The organism is Comamonas koreensis (genome assembly GCF_014076495.1).
Classification (GTDB): domain Bacteria; phylum Pseudomonadota; class Gammaproteobacteria; order Burkholderiales; family Burkholderiaceae_C; genus Comamonas; species Comamonas squillarum.
This window is the reverse complement of the sequence record NZ_CP043575.1, coordinates 430,935-453,339: the sequence shown is the minus strand read 5'-3', so window position 1 is coordinate 453,339 and position 22,405 is coordinate 430,935. Positions and strand designations below refer to the sequence as shown.

Annotated in this window: 14 protein-coding genes; 6 read left to right on the top strand and 8 right to left on the bottom strand. The window is 66.5% G+C overall.

Translation table 11 applies throughout. The annotated features are described in order from the left end of the window. Positions 1-5: 5 nt before the first annotated feature. The 7 genes from wecB to F0Q04_RS02110 form a co-directional block, all read right to left on the bottom strand. Positions 6-1,190: a non-hydrolyzing UDP-N-acetylglucosamine 2-epimerase gene (wecB, locus tag F0Q04_RS02140; RefSeq protein ID WP_182344232.1), complete on the bottom strand. Its 1,185-nt coding sequence runs from the start codon at positions 1,188-1,190 to the stop codon at positions 6-8. Beyond that, entirely contained in the window at positions 1,187-3,076 is a 1,890-nt protein-coding gene (locus F0Q04_RS02135; RefSeq protein ID WP_182344230.1) for a hypothetical protein, read from the bottom strand. Before F0Q04_RS02135 ends, wecB begins: the two co-directional genes overlap by 4 nt. 10 nt (positions 3,077-3,086) lie before the next feature. Continuing rightward, complete coding sequence (locus tag F0Q04_RS02130) at positions 3,087-4,130, bottom strand: hypothetical protein (RefSeq protein WP_182344228.1); 1,044 nt, start codon at positions 4,128-4,130, stop codon at positions 3,087-3,089. Continuing rightward, entirely contained in the window at positions 4,127-5,080 is a 954-nt protein-coding gene (locus F0Q04_RS02125) for a polymer-forming cytoskeletal protein (protein ID WP_182344226.1), read from the bottom strand. The genes F0Q04_RS02130 and F0Q04_RS02125 overlap by 4 nt, the downstream gene beginning before the upstream one ends. Continuing rightward, positions 5,077-6,525: a glycosyltransferase family 2 protein gene (locus tag F0Q04_RS02120; protein ID WP_116927459.1), complete on the bottom strand. Its 1,449-nt coding sequence runs from the start codon at positions 6,523-6,525 to the stop codon at positions 5,077-5,079. The genes F0Q04_RS02125 and F0Q04_RS02120 overlap by 4 nt, the downstream gene beginning before the upstream one ends. 40 nt (positions 6,526-6,565) lie before the next feature. Next, positions 6,566-6,937, bottom strand: a complete 372-nt coding sequence (locus F0Q04_RS02115) for a hypothetical protein (RefSeq protein ID WP_182344224.1) — start codon at positions 6,935-6,937, stop codon at positions 6,566-6,568. Positions 6,938-7,058: 121 nt separating this feature from the next. After that, positions 7,059-7,826: an enoyl-CoA hydratase gene (locus F0Q04_RS02110; RefSeq protein WP_182344222.1), complete on the bottom strand. Its 768-nt coding sequence runs from the start codon at positions 7,824-7,826 to the stop codon at positions 7,059-7,061. Positions 7,827-8,175: 349 nt separating this feature from the next. Between F0Q04_RS02110 and F0Q04_RS02105 the strand changes: the two genes are divergently transcribed. The 6 genes from F0Q04_RS02105 (at position 8,176) to F0Q04_RS02080 (ending at position 21,454) form a co-directional block, all read left to right on the top strand. Then, positions 8,176-8,628 (top strand): YjfI family protein, encoded by a 453-nt coding sequence (locus F0Q04_RS02105; protein WP_232539485.1) that lies wholly within the window; start codon positions 8,176-8,178, stop codon positions 8,626-8,628. Positions 8,629-8,668: 40 nt separating this feature from the next. Next, entirely contained in the window at positions 8,669-9,373 is a 705-nt protein-coding gene (locus F0Q04_RS02100) for a PspA/IM30 family protein (RefSeq protein ID WP_182344220.1), read from the top strand. 93 nt (positions 9,374-9,466) lie between these two features. Then, a complete protein-coding gene (locus F0Q04_RS02095) occupies positions 9,467-10,150 on the top strand; it encodes a ubiquinone biosynthesis protein UbiH (RefSeq protein ID WP_182344218.1) in 684 nt (227 codons plus the stop codon). Positions 10,151-10,228: 78 nt separating this feature from the next. Further along, a complete protein-coding gene (locus F0Q04_RS02090) occupies positions 10,229-12,319 on the top strand; it encodes a flotillin family protein (protein ID WP_116927464.1) in 2,091 nt (696 codons plus the stop codon). A gap of 129 nt (positions 12,320-12,448) precedes the next feature. Next, entirely contained in the window at positions 12,449-17,950 is a 5,502-nt protein-coding gene (locus tag F0Q04_RS02085) for a DNA repair ATPase (RefSeq protein ID WP_182344216.1), read from the top strand. Positions 17,951-18,085: 135 nt separating this feature from the next. After that, positions 18,086-21,454: a mechanosensitive ion channel domain-containing protein gene (locus tag F0Q04_RS02080; protein WP_182344214.1), complete on the top strand. Its 3,369-nt coding sequence runs from the start codon at positions 18,086-18,088 to the stop codon at positions 21,452-21,454. On the opposite strand, the gene F0Q04_RS02075 is transcribed toward F0Q04_RS02080, so the two are convergent. After that, positions 21,451-22,389: a LysR family transcriptional regulator gene (locus F0Q04_RS02075; protein WP_116927466.1), complete on the bottom strand. Its 939-nt coding sequence runs from the start codon at positions 22,387-22,389 to the stop codon at positions 21,451-21,453. The two genes, F0Q04_RS02080 and F0Q04_RS02075, sit on opposite strands and share 4 nt — an antisense overlap. Positions 22,390-22,405 lie beyond the last annotated feature (16 nt).

The following is a 22,405-nucleotide window of genomic DNA, read 5'->3' as shown; positions in this document are numbered from 1 at the left end:
GTTGTTCAGAGGGAGGAGGGCTGCAGATGGCGGGCAATTGCGGCGGCGATCTGCAAGCCGCTGCTGCCATCGCCAAAGGGGTTGTCCACAGAGGCGGGCGGCAGGCCGGGCAGTTGGCCGGTGGCCAGCACATGGCTGGCGGCCGAGAGGATGCGCTCGGCCTCGGTGCCCACCAGCAGGCCGGCGCCGCAGGCGATGACTTCGGGACGCTCGGTCACATCGCGCATCACCAGCAGGGGCTTGTGCAGTGACAGGCCTTCTTCCTGGATACCGCCCGAGTCGGTCAGCAGCAGCTGGGCGGCGTCCATGATCTCCACCATGGGCGCGTAATCCAGCGGGGCCGTGAGGCGCCAGCGGCGCTGCACGTCTGCGGAGCTGGCGCCATGCACGCCGCGCACCACCTGCTGCACCAGCGGGTTCAGGTGCACCGGCCAGACCACGGCGGCCTCAGGGTGCTGCTCGAGCAGGCGCGCCACCGAATGGGCGATCTCCACCATGGGCGCGCCCCAGTTCTCGCGCCGGTGTGCCGTTACCAGCACCAGCTGGCGCAGGCCGCTGTCGACGAACCACTGGTAGTCGGGGTTGGCCACCGGCTGGCCGGCAGTGCGCTGCGTGCGCACATGGCGCGCGGCCAGCAGCACGGCGTCGACGACGGTGTTGCCGACCACCGCGATCTCGCCGGGCACGTTTTCCTTCTCCAGGTTCTCGCGGGCCTGGCCGGTGGGGGCAAAGTGCCATTGGCTCACGCGGCCGATCAGGCTGCGGTTGATCTCTTCGGGGAAAGGCTCGGAGATGCGGCCCGAGCGCAGACCGGCCTCGACATGGCCGACGGGGATCTGCAGGAAGGCGGCCGCGAGCGCGCCCATGGCCGCGCTGCTGGTGTCGCCATGCACCAGCGCTACGGCCGGTTGGAGGCTGGCCAGGGTGCTGCCGATGGCCGACATCAGCTCGCTCGACAGCGCCGGCAAGGTGGCGACCTCGCGCTTGAGGCGGATCACCTCCTGGGGCGCGATGCCGAAAAATTCATAGAGCGGCCAGGCCATCTCTTCGTGCTGGCCGGTGTGCAGCACATGGGTGGTGATACCGCGCTGGCGCAGCGCCAGCACCACCGGGGCCATTTTGATGATCTCGGGCCGGGTGCCCATGATGGCCGCGACGGACAAGGAGGAGGAAGGGGTGGAGGAGCTCATTTTTGGCGACGCATTTCAAGGCTGAGTTCTTGACCGTCCTGCACGCGCACCAGCCAGGCACTATCGGTGGCTTGCACCTGGGCCTGGCCAGCGCGCACACGCACGGCCGCATATTTTGTCTTGGGCACAGTCCAGGCCATCGCGGCCAGGGACTGCGGGTGGCTGGCCCTGAGCAGGTCGTTGTCGCCCTCGGCCGCGATGGACCACTGCACCTGGTTGCGCCGACTGAGGAAGTCGGCCGCCTCGCCCATCGAGATGAACTGGCACTGCTTGCGGTCCGCACAGGCCTGTACGCTGTCGATGTAGGCCTTGACCGCTGGCAGGTACTCCACCGCGCCAATCGGGTGAAAGTAGCTCAGGCGGATGCTGCGGGTATGTTCGATAAAGCCCGCCACCTGCTGCAGCCACTGGCCGAACTCGGCAACCGGTATCTTCTGGAACGAGGCCTCTTCGGCCGACGCAACCTGGCCGTAGGTCAGCACGGGGAAGGCCCAGGACTGCTGGACCTGGCGCGTGCCCAACCACAGCCGTGTGGGCGGCATGCCGACGTTGGCCACCGTGTAAAAGGACTGCACGCCGTGCTCGGCCATCCAGTCATAGGTCCACAGCGGCGTATTGCCGTTGGGGGCCGAGTATTCCTTGGGCTGCAGGCCATGGTTGGCCTTGGTGACCGAGGCATTGTTCAGGTCGAGAAACGGCATGAAATCGTCGGCGTTGTCGTCGGAGGCGTTGTTGCCGAAATAGTTGTGGATCCAGCCGCCGTGGTTGCCGATGCTGTGGCCCTGGCTGAGCAGCATCTGGATCATCTTTTGGGCGTCTTCGTTGTAGTCCAGGTCCATGCCCAGGCCGTCGCCTGGCTGGTTCACATCGGGGCCGGCGGTGAAGTGCAAGGACTGGTGGCCGTGGTCAAAAATGCCCGCTTCCTGCAGCTCGTGCAAAAAGCCGATGGCCCGGCCGTCGTCGTTGTGCCAGTTCAGCACCAGCGCGCCAATGCCGTCCGGTGAGGCCAGCAGTTGCGGCTGCTGCACCAGCTGCTGGGCAAAGTAGGCCAGAAAACCGTGCAGGAAAATGCCGTCGGTGCGCTGCAGCAAATAGGTCAGCGGCAGGTTGATGAACATCGCCTGGCCCTTGCCCCAGCGGTTGACGCTGGCCACCACATCGCCATTGCTCGATTGCAGCAGGATGCGTGCGCCCTGGGGGCGGTCGGTCTTGAGCACGGTAAAGCGCTGCGAATCCTTGGTGTAGCCGGCAATGAAGCTCGGAAAGCCAGGTTGATCGACCGCCAGCTCCTCGGGGTCGATCGCAGTGAGCTTGGCAGCGGCCTTGGCATCGAGGTAGCGCCCGGGCGGGATGCCCAGCAGCTCCATCGTGGTGGGCGCGCCCCGGATCTCTTCATAGTCGGACAGCTGGTCCTTGTAGGTGTCGTAGTCGCCATAGCGCACGCCGAGCATCTGCGACAGGCGCGATGTGCCCTTGCTGTAGTAGCCGCGCTCGTCGAGCATGCCGCCGTCCTGCACCACCATGGCCTGGCCGCCAGCCTGCACCACGTCGATCAGGGTCTGCACTGCCGCATCAGAGATATTGCGGTGGAAGGTATCGGGCAGGATCACCGCCTGCTGCGCAGCGGGGGCGCCATAGTGGATGCCACGCATCCATTCGCTGATCGCCAGCGGCTTGAGCAGCAGGCCGCGCTCGCGCGCTGCCTCGCTCCAGATCTGCACCTGGGGCGCATGGGCGGGCATGCCATCGGGGATCAGCAAGCTGATGGTGGCGTAGTGCTGGCTGGCCTGCAGGCTGCGTGACTGGTGCCAGCCAATGACGGCGAGCAGGCACAGCACCACTGCGGTGGCGGCCAGCCATTTTTTCCAGCGCAAGAGCTTGTTCATGGTGTCAGCCTCAAGGGTTGGCAGCCGGGGTGGTTGTGGGCGCGGGCACCGGCGCGGGCACCGGCGCGGGCACCGGCGCGGGCGCCGTGGCCATTGCAAAAGGGCACTGGGTGCTGATACCCGTGTGCGCCAGCGCGTGGTCGATCATCGCATCCAACACGGTCCAGCCTACCGCAGGCTGGAAGGGCCGTAGCGATGCACGCCAGCAGGCGGCCTGGATCGGTGCGGTCTGACGCATTTTCCATGCAACCAGGCCCCATGCATAGTGGTCTTCGCTGCGCGAGAGCCAGGCGCTGCCATGCTGGGCCAGCCACTGGGCGGTGGCGCGGTCCGATTCGGCGCGGGAAATCACCCCGGTCTGCCACAGGTAGGCGCTGGCCAGGGTATGGGGATAAAAGCGCGGACGGTCGTATTCGGGCAAGGCCGGTTTCCAGTCGCTGCCACTGCGAAAACGCCGGTTGATGGCCGCTGCCAGCTGCTTGGAGGCGGGGCCCGCCTGCGCCCCTTCGGCCGCGCGCAGCGCTTCGTAGACCTCGATGTTGTCCATCAGGTAGTACAGCTCGGTGTCCAGCAAGGCTTTGTAGAGCTGGTTGCTGGGGTTGCGCAGGCGCGCGAGCAGCTGTTGGCTGCGCGCAATGGCCTGCTGGGCAGCGGCCTGCTGACCAGGAGTGAGCCATTGCTTCTGCCGCGCCAAGTGCAGCATCTCGATCGTGGTGGCGGCCATGGAGTCGTCGGCATCGGCGCCCATGCAGCTGCGCCAGGCAGTGTCTGCGGTGGGGCAAAAGCGGTCAAAGCCGCCATCCTGGCGCTGGCGCGGCAGCAGCCAGGCCAGCCACTGCTGCAGCTCGGCGCGTAGCGGCACACCCGCCTGCAGCGCGATCGTGAAGCCCTTGTTGACGAAGTAAGGGTCTACGACCTGGCCGCCCAAGGTGGTGTAGTAGGCGCCATCGCCGGTGGCAAAGGCGGCCAGCGCCGGGGGCTCGTCCGGCTGCGCTGCGCCTGCCAGCTGCCAGGCCATGGCTGCCGAGGCGATCCAGAGATTGCGTGTTTTCATAGCACCACCTGTCCGGAACGTACAGCAGCCATACTGCCATAGACGCGGACACTGGCGTGTAAGGCAATGGTCCAGGCCGAGACACTGCTGGGGCACTCCTTGTCGCCCACCTGGCTGTCGGGGCCCAGCTGCAGGCGCTTGCCGGCGCACAGTGGCCCTTCGACATAGTTGTTGCCCTTGGTCTGCAGGTCGCCCTGCACGAACACCGCGCCCTGCACACAGGCGCTCTGGGCCAGCACGGCATTGCCATGCACCTTGATATGGCCCACGACCACGGACATCTCTTCCATCAGCAGGTTGCCGGTGACCACCAGGCCACCGCGCACAATGGTGCCGGCGGGAATGCGCAGGTCGCCTTCATGGCGCCGCTGCAGCGTCGTCAGCGGCATGCCGGTGCCCAGCTCGGGCAGCGGGAACTGCAGCGAGCGCTTGAGGGGCCAGGTAAAGATGCAGGCGGCCGAGAGGCGCAAAAAGCGCGCACCGGGCGAGAGCACGATATGGCGCTCGGCGCTGGTCAGGCGGGCCAGCTGGGCCGGGCCCAGGCAGTGGATGCTCTTGGCATGCAGCACGCGTTGCACCACGCTGTTGGCCTGCAGCTCGACGATGTCGCTGGAGACAAGGGTGCGCAGCTGGGACCTGAAGCCGATCACGACCGGCACCTCGGTCCGGGCCATCAGGCGCGATTGGCCACGGGGCACCATCAGGCGCCCCTGGTCATCGTGCTGCCACTGGGCCACGCGCGGCATGGCTTCGAGCAGATCGAGTTGCTCGGCCATGCGCTGGGCCGTGTAGTCCGTGCGGCCGTTGTCCAGCGGATCGATGGCCAGTGCATCGGCATCGCTGCGCGAATACAGCTCGCGCAGCGCCGGCAGCAGCGGCAAGAGGAAGACCAGGGCGGTCACGGTCAGCCACATGCTGCCAAACAGCAGGGGATGGACGGGGGCGCTCATACACGTGCTTCAGGCAGGGCTGCGGGCGAGACGACCGGGGCAGCGGCGGGCGCCTGGCGGTAGCGCACGGTCTTGTCCCATTTGAACTGGCGCTTGAACAGCTTGTCGAGCAGCAGCCCGTCGATCGTGGCCTTGGAGACGGCCACCATGCTGACGACAAAGCCCGTCAGCAGCAGCGGCAAGAGGCGCAGGCGGCGCTGGTGGCCGTCAAGGTGCACGGCAGCGGCCACTTCGAAGAAGGCGGCGAAGTTGCCCACGCAGGCAAAACCGGTGGCGATCAGCAGCATCAGCAAGGCAATGTTCACATTGGCACCGATGCCGTAGCCGGTGACCGTCAGCACCAGGGCCAGCAGCCAGCCCACCAGCAAGATGGGCGACATCAGGAACACGCCCAGGAGCGCCACGCCGTCGACACGCTCCATCCAGCGCAGGCCCTTGCGGGTCAGCATCTCGGTGCCCAGCTTGGTCATCACCTGGTTGTGGCCCTTGGCCCAGCGGCTGATCTGGCGAAAACGCACAGCCCAGCTCTCAGGCACTTCCTCATAGCATTCGGCGTAGCCCAGGTAGGCGGTTTGCCAGCCCTTGAGCAGCAGGCGGTAGGTCAGGTCGGTGTCTTCGGCCAGCACCTCGGGGGTCCAGCCGCCCACATCCTGCAGCGCGCTCAGGCGAATGCCGCCCACGGTGCCGCCGTACTGCGCCACCGCACCCATGTTGAAACGGGCCTGCTGGTCGACCTGGTAGCCACCGGAGCGCTCCAGATCGAGCAGGCGGGTGAGCAGGTTCACGCCGGCGTTCTGGGGCACCACGCGGCCCATGACGGCGCCCACCTCGGGGTCGAGGAAGGGGGCGACCAGCTGCTTGATGATCTTCTTGCCCGGCAGGTAGTCGGCATCGAACACCACGATCAGCTCGGACTCGCCCCGGGCCTGGACGATGGCGGTGGCATCGGCGAGCGCCGCGGCCTTGCCTGGAGGGCCTTCCTGGCGGTGGAACAGCTGCAGGCGGCCAGGGTGGCGGTCGGCATAGCTGTCGATGATCTGGCGCGTGCCATCGGTCGAGCGGTCATTGACCGGCATGATCGTCAGGCGATCGCGCGGATAGTCCACATCCAGGAGCGCCTCGATGCAGCCCGAGATCACGGCCTCTTCGTTGTGCGCTGCAATAAAGACGGTGATGTGCGGCCAGTGCGCCTGCTCGATGCCGGCATACAGCGGGCGCTGGCGTGCGAACAGGCGGTTGAGCGTGAAGGCGTAGTGGCGGAAGGTGTAGAGCGCCTCCAGCGCCACCACCACCATCAGCGCGGCCAGGCACAGACCCAGGCCCCAGGTGGCCCAGCTGGCTTGGTAAGGCCGCAGTGGCTGGGCATGGGCCCATACAGGCAAAAGGCCCAGGAGCGCTGCGCAGAGGGCAGGGGCCTGAAATGAGGGGGCGGAGCGCTTGGGCATGGTGATTGATAGAAAAAAATTCTCACGACTTGTGATTCGATTATATCAATCGCCACAAATGCATGAATAGTGTTTCAACAAGTATCCTAGTAAAAAGTAAGTATTTATTAACGACAAAGGGAAATACTATCAACGATCTGCCTGCAAACGTCGTTGGTGAGGTTACAAGTTGATGCTTGATTTGGAAGCGATTTTTAACGATCAAATGTAAATATTGCTGCGGCGCATCAAAATTTCCTGTTTCTGGATGATGCTTTTTCTTGGGGGTGTGTTGCCAATCCCATAGAAAAATGACAAGGGATGGCTGGGGCTTGGCAACCACACTGCGCCCTGCAACAGAGGGCCAGCGCTGGGCGTGTGCCATCCGGGCGCGATGGGACATCACCCCTGCGCAGACGGCATGGGCGATCAAGGGGGCGGTAGGGAGAGAAACGGGCCCCGATTGCGGAGCCCCGGCATCAGCAGGTGATGCCGCCTGCTAGCAAAGCGCAGATAGGCCTGCCCGCTCAAGCGCAGGCAGGCTTGCCCCTGTATCAGTGCTGGCCAAAGCGGGCCATATAGGCCTGGGGCTCACCGGTCTTGAAGGCGTTGGCAAATTCCAGCACGCTGTCTTCGATGGCCTGGTCGACAGATTGCCGCTCCCAAGCGCGCAGCATGCGTTTTTGCTGGCGCAGTGCCTGCGGGCCGTAGCCGGCCAGCTGGTTGGCCAGGCGCTCTACCTCGTCGTCGAGCCGCTGGGGCGGCACCACCTGGTCGAGCAGGCCCCATTGCAGCGCCTGTGCGGCGTCAATGTTGTCGCCGGTCAGCAGCAGCCACTGCGTGCGCGCCCCGCCAATCAGCCGGGGCAGCATGGCGGCATGGATCACCGAGGGGATGCCGACCTGGACCTCGGGCATGCCGCACTGCACCCGGTTGCTGGCAATGCGGATATCGCAGGCGCAGGCCAGCTCCAGCCCGCCGCCCAGCGTCCAGCCCGGCAGGCGGGCAATCACCGGCGTGGGGAACTGGCGCGCGCCTTCGCAGACGCGGCGCAGCCGGGTGATGAAGGCAGCGGCATTGTCCGGCGTCAGCGCCCGCATTTCCTTGATATCAGCGCCCGCGACAAAGGCCTTGTCACCGCTGCCGCGCAGCACCAGCACGCGGATGCGCGTGTCCTGCGCCAGCGTATCGAATGCCTGGGCCAGCGCTTCGAGCACCGGCGACGACAGGATATTGAGGCTGCCGGCATGGCGAATCGTCAAGGTGGCGACGCCGTTGTCTTGCAAGGCAGCGTGGGCGTGGTGCAGGTCGATCAAAAGCATGCGGCCATTGTGAAGATGTCACACGATGGGGCCGGTCCCCACAGAGACAAAACACGGTGACAGCCCGTGAAATAGCCCTGCAGTGCTATGATTTCAAAGGAGAATTTACATATTGAAACTATTACATGTACACATCACATGTAATGGCTGTTATCGTCATCCCATGGATCCAAAAACATCTGCTCACTACCAGCGACTGCACCGCCAACGGCTGCGGGAGCAGGGTTTGGTGAAAAAAGAGGTCTGGGTACTTCCAGAGTACAGCGCGGCCCTGCATTTGCTCGAAAAGCAGATGCGCCAGCCGCAGGCACAACCGGGTTCATTGACCATCCACCGACAGGAGGGGAGCATGGAAAGCAGCAAGCACCACTACCGCAGCATTCAGGCGCTGGCCGACGAGCTGGGCGCATCGGCGCTGGCCCGCGAGGGCAAGTTGCAGATAGAGCTACTGGAGGGGGCCGAGACCAGCGTGCTGGTCACCCTGTCCGATTTTGGCGACCTGCCCGTGCATGTGGCCCTGTCGGGTGAGCAATTGGTGGTCGAGGCCTTTTTGTGGCCCGCCAACCAGGTGCGCGATAGCGCCGGTCTCAATGCGCAAATCCTGCGCCTGCAAAAGCTGTTCCCGTTCACAACGATGGCGCTGGAGCCCCTGACCCGGGGTGGCGAAGGCTATGTGATGTTTGCCGCGATGCGCGCCAACAGCAGCACGGACGACATCCTGGCCGAGATCCTGATCCTGGCCGACAGCGTGATCCAGGCCACCGAGGCGCTGGCCCCCTATCTGACCCTGGCGCAGGTCTGAGCGCAGCCCGTCCCCGACCCCACAGTACAAGGAGAGCATCATGACCGTATGGAACAAGCTGGTGACTGCGCTGCGCGGCGCCGCGCACGAGGCGGGTGAAGCCGTCACCGACAGCCAGGCGCTGCGCATCCTGGACCAGGAAATCCGCGATGCCGACAACGACCTGAACAGCTCCAAGGAAGCGCTGGCCGAGATCATGGCCAAGCAAAAGCTGTCCGCTGGCAAGCTGCAGACCACGCAAGCCAAGATTGCCGAGTACGAAGGCTATGCGATGAAGGCGCTGGAAACCCAGGACGAGGCGCTGGCACTGGAAGTGGCCGGCAAGGTGGCCCTGCTCGAAACCCAGCGTGACGAGGAAGAGGCCCAGCTGGGCGCCTTCACCCAGAGCGTGGAGCAGCTGCGCGGCGCGATCCAGACTGCGCAGTCCAATATCAAGCGGCTCAAGCAGCAGGCCGACACCGTCAAGGCCACCGAGAGCGTGCAGCGCGCCCAGGCCACGGTAGCGGGCCGCTACACCGGCTCGCAGTCGCGCGTGCAGACGGCGCTCGATTCGCTCGAACGCATCAAGCAAAAGCAGGCCGAGCGCGGCGCCCGCATGGAAAGCGCGGCCGAGCTGGCAAACAGCAGCAGCGAAGACGCGCTCGATGCCAAGCTGCGTGCCGCGGGCATCACCGCCGCTGCCGGTAATGCGCAGTCGGTGCTCGAGCGCCTCAAGGCGCAGCGCGCCAGCACCAAGCAGGGCTGATCGCGCCCGGGCCCCTGGCGGGCCCGACCAGACACACAACAAGTGAGGAGCCGGCGTCACGCCCGCTACCGCACACCGAGAAGAGGGACTGCCATGTCGACCTTTCTGCACTATGCGCTGGGCTTTCCGACCTTCATCTTCGGCGCATTGCTGCTGTGCATGCTGCTGTACTGGCTGATCGCGCTGGTGGGCCTGGTGGAGACCGATTCACTGGACCAATGGCTGCTGTTCGATGGCAGCGACCATGCCCATGGCGTGGAGCATTCGGTCAGCGCGCTGGCCGGCCTGCTGCTCAAGGTGGGCCTGGGCGGCATTCCGGCCACCGTCATCCTGACGGTGTTGCTGCTGCTGTCCTGGCTGGCCTCCTATGTGCTGTGCCATCTGGTGCCGATGCCCCAGGGCTGGACCCTGGTCAACCTCATCATCGGCAGCGCGCTGGCGCTGGCCGCGTTGGTGCTGGGCTTTGCCGCCACCGTGGTGGTGCTGCGGCCGCTGCGCGGCCTGGTGGCGCGCATTGCGCCGCCCGAAACCCCGCAGGTGCTGCTGGGCCGCACAGGCCTGGTGCGCAGCGGCGTTGTCAACGCCACGCAAGGTTACGGCAGCGTCGATGACGGCGGCGGCGGGCTCAATGTGCAGATGCGCTCGCCCGAGCGCGATCTGCCGCGCGGCACCGAGATCGTGCTGATCGAGCACCTGCCAGCGCACAACGCCTGGCGCGTGGTCAGCAAGGCCGAGTTCGACGGCAGCGAGATACCGGGTTTGCACCCACCTGTTTGATAGGAGCGGCTCGCCAGCGCCGGCGCGGCGGGCCCGCATCGCATTTTTTTAGAAATTGATACTGATAGGGAGCTACGCATGAATTGGGGAAATCTGGAGTGGTACATCGTCGCGGGGGTGGTGATCGGCACGGTCTTCATCGTCATCCTGGGCCTGTTTGCGCTGGTCAAGGCCTTCTACATCAAGGTGCCCCAGGGCACGGCCTTGATCATCAATGACACGACCTCGCAGCCCAAGGTGAAGTTCACCGGCGGCATGGTGCTGCCGGTGATCCACAAGAAGGAGTTCATGCGCATCTCGCTGATCACCTTGGAGATTGACCGCCGTGGCAAGGAAGGCCTGATCTGCCGCGACAACATGCGTGCCGACATCACCGTGGCCTTCTACCTGCGCGTCAACGAGACCGCCGCCGATGTGCTCAAGGTGGCCAAGGCCATCGGTGTGGAGCGTGCATCGGAGAAGGGTGCCGTCAATGAGCTGTTCAATGCCAAGTTCTCCGAGGCCTTGAAGACCGTGGGCAAGCAGATCGACTTTGTCAAACTGTTCGAGAACCGCCAGGATTTCCGCGACCAGATCATCCATGTGATCGGCAATGACCTGAACGGCTATGTGCTCGAAGACGTGGCCATCGACTACCTGGAGCAGACCTCCAAGGCCTCGCTGGACCCGAACAACATCCTGGACGCCGAAGGGATTCGCAAAATCACCGAGCTGACGGCCAACCAGAACATCGTCACCAACGAGCTCGAGCGCAATGCCGAGCTGGCCGTGACCAAGAAGAACGTCGAGACCAAGGAAGCGATGCTGGCGCTCGAGCGCCAGCAGGCTGATGCCGAGGCGCGCCAAAAGCGCGAGATCGCCACCATCCAGGCGCGCGAGCAGGCCGAGACCCAGAAGGTGCAGGAAGAAGAGCGCCTCAAGGCCGAGCAGGCCCGTATCCAGACGCAGGAGCAGCTCGACATCCGCGAGGAAAACCGCCAGCGCGAAGTGGCGGTGGCCCAGCAGAACCGCGAGCGCGCGGTGGTGATCGAGATTGAAAAGGTCACCCGCGCCAAGGACCTGGAAGTGGTCTCGCGCCAGCGCGAGGTGGAGCTGCAGCGCATCGAGAAGGAAAAGGCCATCGAGGTCGAGAAGGCCAATATCGCCAATGTGATCCGCGAGCGCGTGGTGGTGGAAAAGGGCGTGGCCCAGGAAGAGGAGCGCATCAAGGAAGTGCGCGTGGTGTCCGAGGCCGAGCGCATGAAGCAGGTCACCGTGCTGACCGCCCAGGCCCAGGCCGAAGAAGACATGGTGCGCCAGGTCAAGAAGGCCGAGGCCGACGAGTCGGCATCGCGCCACAAGGCCGTCGAGGTGACCACCTTGGCCCAGGCCGAGCTGGAAGCGGCCGGCAAGACCGCCGAAGCCAAGAAGAAGATGGCCGAGGCCATCGAGGTCGAGCGCGCAGCGCCGGGCCTGGCGGACGCCAAGGTGCGCGAAGTGACGGCAGCGGCCATTGAGCGCGAGGGCATGGTGCAGGCCAAGATCATTGCCGAAAAGCTGATCGCCCAGGCGCGCGGCGAAGAGGAAAAGGGCCTGGCCGAAGTGCGCGTGATCGAGGCGCAGGCCGATGCCAACGAAAAGCTGGGCCTGGCCGATGCCAAGGTGCTCGAAGAGCGTCTGATGGCACAGGCCCGTGGTGAAGCCCAGGTGGGCAACACCAAGGCAGTGGTGACCCGCGATGTCGGCCAGTCCGAAGCCGATGTGCTGCGCGACAAGCTGTTTGCCGAGGCCAAGGGTCTGACCGAAAAGTTCACGGCGCTCGCGTCGCTGTCCGACCAGGCCCGCTCGCACGAAGAGTTCCGCATGCAGCTGGAGAAGAACTTCGAGCAGGCGCTGGCTGCGATCGAGGCGAACAAGACCGTGGCGCAGGAGCAGGCCGAGGTGCTGTCGGCCGCGCTGTCCAAGGCCAATATCGACATCGTCGGCGGCGGTGGCGACTTCTTCAACAACTTTGCCAAGGCGCTGTCGGTGGGCAAGGCGGTCGAGGGTGTCTCGGCCAAGAGCCCCATCGTGCAGGAGCTGCTGCAAAAGTTCATCGGCGGCAAGGGCCTGCCCACGGATGCACTGAGCAACCTGCTGGGCGGCGGCCAGGACAAGAAGAGCCTGCCGCCATCGGCGGCCGAGTCCTGAGTCCAGGCCTTGGCCTAGCCCGCCTGGCCCGGCGGCGCCCTGTGCGCCGCTGGGCGGGCCACTCCCATCGCAGGCCCCAGCACCCGTGCTGGCCGGCCTTGCCCCACCGCATTCTCTGCCGCTCTAGCCATGTCCACTATCCCCACCAACCACCTACCGGACCGCTCTGCCGTTGACGACGCCGTCGCCAGCGGCGGCTCCTATGAAGTGCTGGCCAAGCGGCTCGATGCCCAGGGCCAGGCGCTGGAGACGCTGGCGCGCGAACTCAACGAAGCGCGGCTGGAGGAGTTTGGCCGCAGCCAGATGGAGGTCATCGCCCGCATGCGGGTGCGCACCGAAAACAACTGCCTGGGCCGCGACATCGCCCAGGTCGGCGGCTTTTTGCTGTTTGGCTACAACGTGTTCATGGGCCTCAAGCAGGAGACGCGCATCGAGGATGTGTTTGCGCTCTACCGCCTGCACGAGGGCGAGCAGGGCTACGAAGTCACGCCGGTCGAGCTCAAGGACAGCTTCCTGGGCATCCAGAGCTTTGTGCAGGATTTCCAGGAGCTCTACGCCTACTACAAGCACACCAAGCTGATGCAGCTGGCGGTGCGGGATGGCAAGCTGCTGGCCAGCTTCCAGATCGGCGAGCGCCTGGGCGATGTGCGGGTGTTCCGCTGGTCGGTCTCGCCCGATGGCCAGCAGATCCGTTACATCGACAACCGGGGCGAGCGCGACATCGAGCTGCCTGCCCCCCATGATTTTGAGTGGCAGCGCGCCGGCCGCGAGCACCTGGTGCAGGGCCGCCACCCGCACATCAATATCTTGGACAAGGTGTTTGTCGAGACGCTTGACGGCGACCTGACGATCAAGGTCGAGAACAACACCAATGACGGCCTGGGCATCTACCGCGAGCCGGTGCAGGAGAAGAACCAGTCGCTCGATGACGCGGTGTTTGAATACGCGGCCGTCGGCAGCCTGGTGTTGCTCAAGATCCTGCCCTACCGTGAGGACCAGTGGCGTTACCTGGTCTACAACACCTTGTCGCGCCAGGTGCTGCGCATGGATGCGATTGGCGCGGCCTGCATCCAGCTGCCCCAGGACCACGGCATCATCTTCCCCGGTGGCTACTATCTGCAAAACGGCGAACACCGCGCCTTCGAGCAGAACATGCAGGGCATGCGCTACCGCCGCAGCATCCGCTCGCCCAATGGCGAGGATGTGCTCTATGTGTTCTACGAGCCCGAGAGCGGGCGCATGGCGCTGTTCAAGTACAACCTGATCGAGCGGGCGCTGCAGCCGCCCCTGATCGGCCACGGCTATGCGCGCATGGACGATGGCCGCATTGTCATCTTTGCTGCCGAGAGCAATGAGGCCTCGCGCGTGCACCCGATGCAGCTGTGGCGCACGCCCTTTGCGTCGGACGACTATGCCGCGCGCCAGCCGCAAAAGGACAGCGTGCTGGGCCGCATCGGCAATGCCGAGCTGGTCAGCGGCATCTCCGACCTGTACAGCGTGCGCAAGGAGATTGCCGCCACCGAGGTCTCGCTGCCGCGCTATGAGCGGCTGATCGACACGGCGCGGCGCCTCTTTGAGCGCTACCACTGGCTCAGCAGCCCGGGCATGCAGGCGCTGCATGAGAACCTTTTGGGCATTGTCGCCACCGGCGACGCGGTGCTCGACGAGTACGAAAAGGTCGAGAGCATCCGCCAGGCCTCGGCCAAGGCCATGGGCGAGGTCAGCAGCCGCCATGCGCAGCTGCTCAAGCAGATTCGCCTGTCCGACGGCGACAGCATCGATGCCTATGTGGGGGCGCTGACCGATCTGGCCGCATTGCGCGGCCAGCTGCTGGCCACGCGCGAGCTGCGCTATGTGGATGCCGCAGCGATCGAGGCCATGGTGCAGACGGCCGAGGAGGCCCAGGCTGAAGTCTCGCAGCGCACGGCCGGCTTTATCGCCACCGACGCGGCCATGCAGCCCTATGTGGAGCAGCTGCAGGCGCTGGACCAGCAGGCCCAGGCAGCGACCACGGTGGTGCAGCTGGCCGAGCCGCTGGCGCAGATGGCCCAGATGTCGGCCGCGCTCGATCTGCTGTCCGAGCTGATGGGCAGCCTCAAGATTGACGACGCCACCCAGCGCACGGCGGTGGTGGACCGCATCTCGTCCATCTACGCCCGCTTGAACCAGGTGCGCGCGCGCGCCGAGCAGCGCAAATCCGGCCTGGGCAGCGCCGAGAACCTGGCCCAGTTTGCCGCGCAGCTGGCGCTGTTCTCGCAAAGCATCGTCAGCGGCCTGAACCTGGCCCAGACGCCCGAGAAATGCGATGAGCAGCTCGCGCGCCTCCTGGTGCAGCTCGAAGACATCGAGAGCCAGTTTGGCGAGCATGCGCAGTTTCTCTCGGACATCATCGCCAAGCGCGAAGAGGTGCTGGAGACTTTCGAGGCGCGCAAGCAGTCCTTGCAGGACGAGCGCCAGCGCCGCGCCCAGGGCGTGCTCGATGCCGCGCTGCGCATTGTGCAAGGCCTGCCCAAGCGCACCGAAAAGATCGCCAGCCCAGAGGCACTGCACGCGTTCTTTGCCGGCGACCCGCTCATTGCCAAGCTCAAGGAATTGGCCGGGCGCCTGCGCGGCGAGTTGCAGGACCCCGTCAAGGCCGATGACATCGACAGCCGCATCAAGTCGCTGCGCGACCAGGCCTTCCGCGCGCTGCAGGACCGAACCGACCTGTACGAGGGCGATGGCAAGCTGATCCGCCTGGGCCGCCACCGTTTCTCGGTGGGCAACCAGGACCTGGACCTGACCTTGCTGCCGCGCGACGGCCAGCTCTACCTGCACCTGGTGGGCACCGAGTACTTCGAGCCGGTGGACAATGCAGAGCTGGCCGGCCTGCAGGCCTACTGGGATGCCTCGTCGCCGGCCGAATCGGCCGAGATGTACCGGGGCGAGTACCTGGCGCTGGAGGTGGTGCAGGCCGTGCGTGCCGGGCGCGAAGGCTGGAGCCAGGACCGCCTGCGCCAGCTCCTGCCCGATGGCGAGGCGCTGACCCAGGCGATCCGCGAGTTTTCTGCGCCGCGCTACCGCGACGGCTATGAGCGCGGCATCCACGACCATGATGCGGCCGTCATATTGCAGGCGCTGGTGCCGCTGGCCGATGGCGCCGGGGTGCTGCGCCATGCGCCGCAGGCACGCAGCCTGGCGCTCTTGTTCTGGAGCCAGCAGGCCCATATCCAGCAGCCCCAGCTGGCCAGCAGCATTGCACGCTGGCCCGAGCGCGCGCAGCAGGCCCAGGCCATGCAGCAGCTGCTGGGTAGCGAGGCCGAGCGCCTGGCGCTGCAGACCGACATCATGGCCCAGCTGCGCGCCTTTGCGCAGGACCAGGGCCTGCTCGATGCGCTGCTGCGCGCCGACCCGGCCAGCCCCTTGCTGGCAGCGGCAGCGCCCGATGCGGGAGAGTGGGACAGCGAGACTGACAACCTGCTGCGCGCCGCCGCCGATTACCTGCAGGCCGAGCTGGCGCACAAGGCGCTGCGCTTCCATTTCTCGGGCGCCAGCCAGGCGGTGGTGGCCGCGCTGCAGCAGGCGCTCAAGGCCGGCCCCAAGGAAGGCCTGCACTGGGCCGATCTGCAGCGCTACTGGGCGGGCGGCGAGGCCGGCCAGGCCAGCCGCGAGCGCGGCGCCGCACCGCTGGCCCAGCGCTGGCGCAGCGCGCTGCACTGGCTGCAGACAGTGGCCAAGGCCGCCCCCGAGGCCGAGCGTGCCGCCTGGCTGCCTTACTGCAGCGAAGCGGCCGCCTGGCTGGTCTGCCAGGGCGAGCTGCCGCACCAGGTCAGCAATGTGGATCTGCGCTGCGAGGTGCTGGGCCTGCTGGGCCAGCATGGCCGGGTGGATGCCGGCCGCATGTCCATCCAGCTCGACGAGCTGACCACGCGTGCGGCGCGCCACTACCGCCGCTATCTGCCGCAGTGGGAGCGCTACCAGGCGCTGCGCCAGCAGCTGCTGGGCGAGTACCGCGCGCGCTTCCGGCTCGAGGAGTTCAAGGCCCGGCCGCTGTCGTCCTTTGTGCGCAACCGGCTCATCAACGAGATCTACCTGCCGGTGATTGGCGACAACCTGGCCAAGCAGATCGGCGTCGTGGGCGAGAACAAGCGCACCGACCAGATGGGCCTGCTGATGATGATCTCGCCGCCCGGCTACGGCAAGACCACCTTGATGGAGTACGTGGCCAACCGCCTGGGTCTCATCTTCATGAAGATCAACGGCCCGGCGCTGGGCCACTCGGTGCGCTCGCTCGACCCGGCCCAGGCGCCCGATGCGACGGCGGCCAAGGAGCTCGAAAAGCTCAACCTCGCGCTGGAGATGGCCAACAACGTGATGCTGTATATCGACGATATCCAGCACACGCATCCGGAGTTCTTGCAGAAGTTCATCTCGCTGTCCGATGGCACGCGCCGCATCGAAGGGGTGTGGAGGGGCCAGACCAAGACCCATGACATGCGCGGCAAGCGCTTTTGCGTGGTCATGTCCGGCAACCCCTATACCGAGTCGGGCGAGGTCTTCAAGATCCCCGACATGCTGGCCAACCGCGCCGACATCTACAACCTGGGCGATGTGCTGGGCGGCATGGATGAGGTCTTCAAGCTCAGCTATATCGAAAACAGCATGACCTCGAACGCGGTGCTCGCGCCGATGGCCACGCGCAGCCTGCAGGATCTGTACCTGCTGCTCGACCGGGTGCAGGGCAAGGAGGTGTCGGCCAATGCGCTGTCGCACGACTATGCGGCCGCCGAGCTGCGCGAGATGGAGGCGGTGCTCCAGCGCATGCTGCAGGTGCGCGAGCTGGTGTTTAAGGTCAACCAGCAGTACATCCACAGCGCCGCGCAGGACGACAGCTACCGCACGGAGCCGCCTTTCAAGCTGCAGGGCAGCTACCGCAACATGAACAAGCTCGCCGAGAAGATCACCCCGGTGATGAACGATGCCGAGATGGCGCAGATGCTGAGCGACCATTACCAGGGCGAGGCGCAGATGCTGACCGGCGGCGCCGAGGAGAACCTGCTCAAGCTCGCCGAGCTGCGCGGCAGCGCCGATGCGCAGGCCCAGGCGCGCTGGGCCGAGATCAAGGCCCAGTTCCAGCGCCAGCAGGCCGCAGGCGGCGCCAATGCCGATGCGGCCACCCGCGTGACGACCCAGCTGGTCGACCTGGTCGCCGCTACGCGTGCGATGGCCCAGGCACAGCAGGACCGCCACCAGGGTGACAGCGCCGCGCAAGAGGGCCTGCAGCGCATGCTGGCGCAGTGGGGCCAGGCGCAAACGGCCGTGGGCCAGTCGCTCGACGGCATTCGCCAGGCGGTGCTGGACAGCGCGCCGGCGCCGCAGCCCGCGCGCCACGCTGATGCACCGCCGCTGGACCTGGCCGTGCAGCAGCTGGGCCAGCTGGTGCTGCAGTCGCTGCAGCCGGTGGTCGAGCACCTGGACCAGAGCCGGCGCCAGCAGCTGGGGCTGCACCGCGTGCTGATGCAGGTCGCCACCCGCATGCAAGAGCAGATCGACCAGCAGCGCGCCGGCCGCCAGCCGCTGCAGGCCACCTTGCAGGCCGACGATATCGACAAGGCCTTTGACCGCATGCAGGATAGCCGGCCACCGCGCTGAGCATCCCAGCGTCCCTGGCAACTGCAGCCACTACCGCCGCGGCCACCGCCAGGGACGTTGAAAGCATTGTTATCAGGTGCAAGCAGCGCCCTTGTCCTAGCCTCCGGGGAGGGCGCATACCGATACACTGTGCCGATGCGAGCCTCCCCCCTCTCTTTCTCTGCCCGCCAGGGTCTGCCACGCTGGTGGTTGCCGGCCCTGTGGCTGCTGCTGTGCGCATGCCTGCTCCCCTCGGCAGCGACGGCACAGTCACTGACCTCGCTGGCGGGCCTGGGGGGCAGTTCATCGAGCAGCAGCGATGAAGAGCGCGCCATCCAGGCGCAGCGCGAGGCCACCACCACGGCCGAGCAGGAGGCCGATGCGCTGACCCAGTCGCTCGAGCGCCTGCGCAGCCGCGTGCAGACCCCCGCGGGCGCGCCCCCCGCACCGCTGAGTGACCAGGAGCTGGGCCAGATACAGACGCGCTGGGAAGAGCGTGTACCCGCCAATGCCAGCCAGGAAGTGCTGGAAAAGCTACTGACCGACGAGCGCGAGGCGATTGCCGCGCTCAAGTCCGGCATCGAGAAATCGGCGGCCGAACAGGCCAACCTGGTGGCCCAGCCCGGCAATGGCCGCAGCGACCTGGCCAGCCTGCAGCAGCGCGTGCAGGAGACCGCGACGCCGGTGACGGCCGAGCCGGGAGAGTCGAAGGCGCTGACCCAGGCGCGCCAGCAGCGCCGCAGCGCCGAGCACCGCCGCGCCACGCAGGAGCTGGCACTGCGCCAGGAAGAGCAATCGACGATCGAGACCCGCCAGCGCCTGCTCGATGTGCAACTGCAGACCCAGCGCCGCGAGCTGCTCGAGCGCACGCCGCGCGTGGCTTGGCTCAACCAGCGCATTGCCGACCGCGCCCGCCAGCAGCTCGAGCAGCAGGTGCAGCAAACGCAGGCGGCCGAGAACGACACGGCCGAGGCCTCGGCCGCCGTGCGCGAGCTGGCGCAGCAAAACAGCGCGCTGGCCGCCCAGATCCTGGCGCACAACGACCGCCTGGTCAAAGAGCGCCAGGACCTGGCGAGCGACGAATACCGCCAAAGCCAGCTGGCCTCGGCCTTGCGCGACACGCAGGCGCGCCTGCGCCTGGGCGGCAGCGCCTCGGTGGGCCAGTGGCTGTGGAAGCAGCGCGTGGCGCTGCCCACCGTCAACACCATCCAGTCGCGCCGCAAGGCCACGTTGCGGCAGCTGGCCGAGCTGCGGCTGGCGCTGTTCAATGCCAGCGAGCGGCGCTTCAGCCTCAACGGCACGGCCACGGGTGGCGGCAACTCGGGCATGACTACGCGCGGCAGTGCCCAGAGCACAGCCTTGTGGACCAAGCAGGCCGCGCTGATTGACCAGCTCCAGCCCTTGCTGCTGCGGCGCATTGCGGTGCTGGAGCAGACCGATGCGGCGCTGCAATCGACCTTGACCAGCGGCAACGCGCTGCGCCAGGTGATGGACAAGGAGCTGCTGTGGTTCCCCAGCCATCTGGCGATGGGCAGCGCCTGGCTGGACGAATGGCGCTCGGTGCTGCGCAGCTCGGACGGTGCGCCCCTGGAGCAGGGCGCGAGCGCCTCGCCCTGGAACACCGCGCGGGCGCTGGGCGCGAGCATGCTGCGCAACCTCTGGATCTATGCCGGTATCTTTGCCGGCGTGCTGCTGCTGCTGGGCCTGCGCCGCTATGCCTTGCAAAAGCTGCAGGCGATTGCCACGCAGGTGGACAATTTCTCGCAGGACCACTTTGGCCTGACCTTGATGGCGCTGGGCTGGAGCCTGCTGTATGCGCTGCCCTGGAGCTTTGCCACGGCCGCCCTGGGCACCTTGCTGCAATCGACGGCAGCGCCGGTGGCGCTCGAGCCGCTGGGCCAGGCGCTCGAGCAGCTGAGTGCCTTTGTCTTTGTCGTGACCCTGCTCAACGTGCTGTTCCGCCCCTGCGGGCTGGCGGTGGCGCATTTTGGCTGGTCGCGCGAGCGTGTGCAGGTGCTGCGCCAGATGGTGCTGCGCGCCACCTGGCTGATCGTGCCCATCGATCTGCTGGGCGGCCTGGCCTTCTTCAGCCACGATGATTCGGCGATCAGCACCTGGGGCCGCATGTGCCTGCTGGTCCTGACCCTGGGCCTGGGCTGGATGGCCTTGCGCTACCTGCGTCAAAGCCTGCGCAAGCAGCGCCCGGGCCTGCGCTGGAGCCAGGTGGTGAGCGTGGCCGTGCTGCTGGTGCTGGCCGTGACCCTGGTGGGCATCGGGCTGGGCTATGTCTACACCGCCACCGAGGTGATCCAGGCGTTGCTGAGCAGCTTTGTGTTCCTGGCGGCGGCCGAGGTGCTGGTCAGCCTGCTGCGGCGCTGGCTGCTGCTGGGCGAGCGCCGCCTGGCGCTCAACCGCCTGCGCGCCGCCGCGCTGCAGCGCCAGGCGGCCAATGCGGCAGCGGCTGCCGATGCCGCCACTGGCAGCCCCGCCCCGGCCAACAACAATGCCGCCGATGAGCAAAGCCAGATGGCGCTGGTCACCGTCAGCACGCAGGCACACCGCCTGCTGGGCCTGCTGCAGCGGGTGCTGGTGGCGCTGAGCCTGGTGTACGCCTGGTCGCCGGTGCTGCCAGCGCTGCTGCGCTTTGAGGGCGTGGTGCTGTGGTACACCACCAATACCGAGGCCAGTGGCATTGCGCGCCCCGCGCCGGTGAGCCTGATGGACCTGCTGGTGGGTGCGCTGATCTTGCTGATGACCTTCAGCCTGACGCGCAACCTGCCCGGCCTGGTCGAGGTGGTGTTCTCCGGCACGCGCCGGGTCAGCAGCTCGGACCGCTACACGATGGCGACCCTGGCGCGCTACGGCATCACGATTGCCGGCACGGTCAGCGCGCTGTCCTTGCTGGGCCTGCGCTGGAGCCAGCTGCAGTGGATGGCCGCCGCGCTGACCGTGGGTCTGGGTTTTGGCCTGCAGGAGATTTTTGCCAACTTTGTCTCGGGCCTGATTCTGCTGGTCGAGCGGCCCTTCCGGGTCGGCGATGTGATCACCATCAACCAGCACACCGGAACCGTCACCCGCATCCGCACGCGCGCCACCACGGTGCTGGATTTCGACAACCAGGAAATCGTCATCCCGAACAAGACCTTCATCACCGGCCAGGTGACCAACTGGACCTTGAGCGACGATGTGACGCGCCTGATCATCGATGTCTCGGTTGCGCACGGCAGCGACCCGGGCGAGGTGCAGCGCATGCTGCTGGCCATTGCGGCCGAGCACCCCAAGGTGCTGCGCGAGCCCGAGGCCAACTGCTGGTTCATGGCGCTCGAAGGCCAGGGCCAGAAGTTCGAGCTGCGCGTCTATGTGGGTGCGGTGGATGACCGCCTGCCGGTGCGCAACGACCTCAACCGCAGCATCAACGCGCGGCTGAAGGCAGCCGGCATTGCGGTGGCCTTCCCGCAGATGGACATCCATGTGCGCGACCTGCCGCCCGCCCCCGCTGCGCCGCAAGAAGCCCCGGGCGCTTAAGGTGTTTGGGAGGCTGCCTGCACCAGCGCCACAAAGCGCTTGGCGGCCAGGCCCATCGGGTGCTCCTTGGACCAGACCACATCCACATAGAGCTGGGCGCCATTGCTGAGGTTGGCAAACTCCATCGCCACCAGAGCGCCCGACTGCAGCAGCGGTGCCACCAGCGGCTGTGGCAGCCAGCCCCAGCCAATGCCGGCGCTGACCATCTGCAAGGCAGCCACATGGTTGTCGGTGCGCCAGACATCGCGGGCGTAGACCAGGCGCTCATGGTCCAGCGACCAGTCGCGGCTGGCAACGATGATCTGGCGCGTATTGGTCAGGTGGTGCTCGCGCAGCTGGGGCCGGGCGGCCTCGCCGGGCGCAGGCGCCTGGACCAGCGCCTGCATCAGCGGGTGGCTGGGGGCGATGACGGCCAGCAAGGTCTCGGTCGCCACTTCCTGAAAACCTTCGCGGCCGTCCAGGCTCGGCCGCTCAAAGACCAGTGCCAGCTGCGCGCGGCCGCTGTGCAGCATGGTCAGCGCATCGGCCTGGGGGGCCGTGAGCACCTCGACGGCCAGCTGCGGGTACTCCTGCGCCAGCGCGGCCAGTGGCGCAGCCCAGGGGGCTGAGAGCAGCTCCGGCGCCATCACCAGGCTCAGCCGCGATTCCAGCCCTTGCTCCAGCGCCAGCGCATGGGCGTTGAGCTGCTGCAGCTGCGCGGCCAGCAGGCGCGCCTGCGGCTCCAGCGCCAATGCGGCGGGCAGCGGTCGGGGCTCGCGCCCTTCGCGGGCAAACAGCGGCATCTGCAGCTCGGCCTCGAGCTGGGCGATCTGCATGCTGACGGCCGAGGGCACCTTGCCCAGCGCCCGGGCTGCGGCCGAGAAGCTGCCATGGTCGAGCACGGCCAACAGGGTCTGGATCGTGTCGGAGTCAAAGGGGGCGAAGGCACTGCGCATTGATGTATCAATTTTT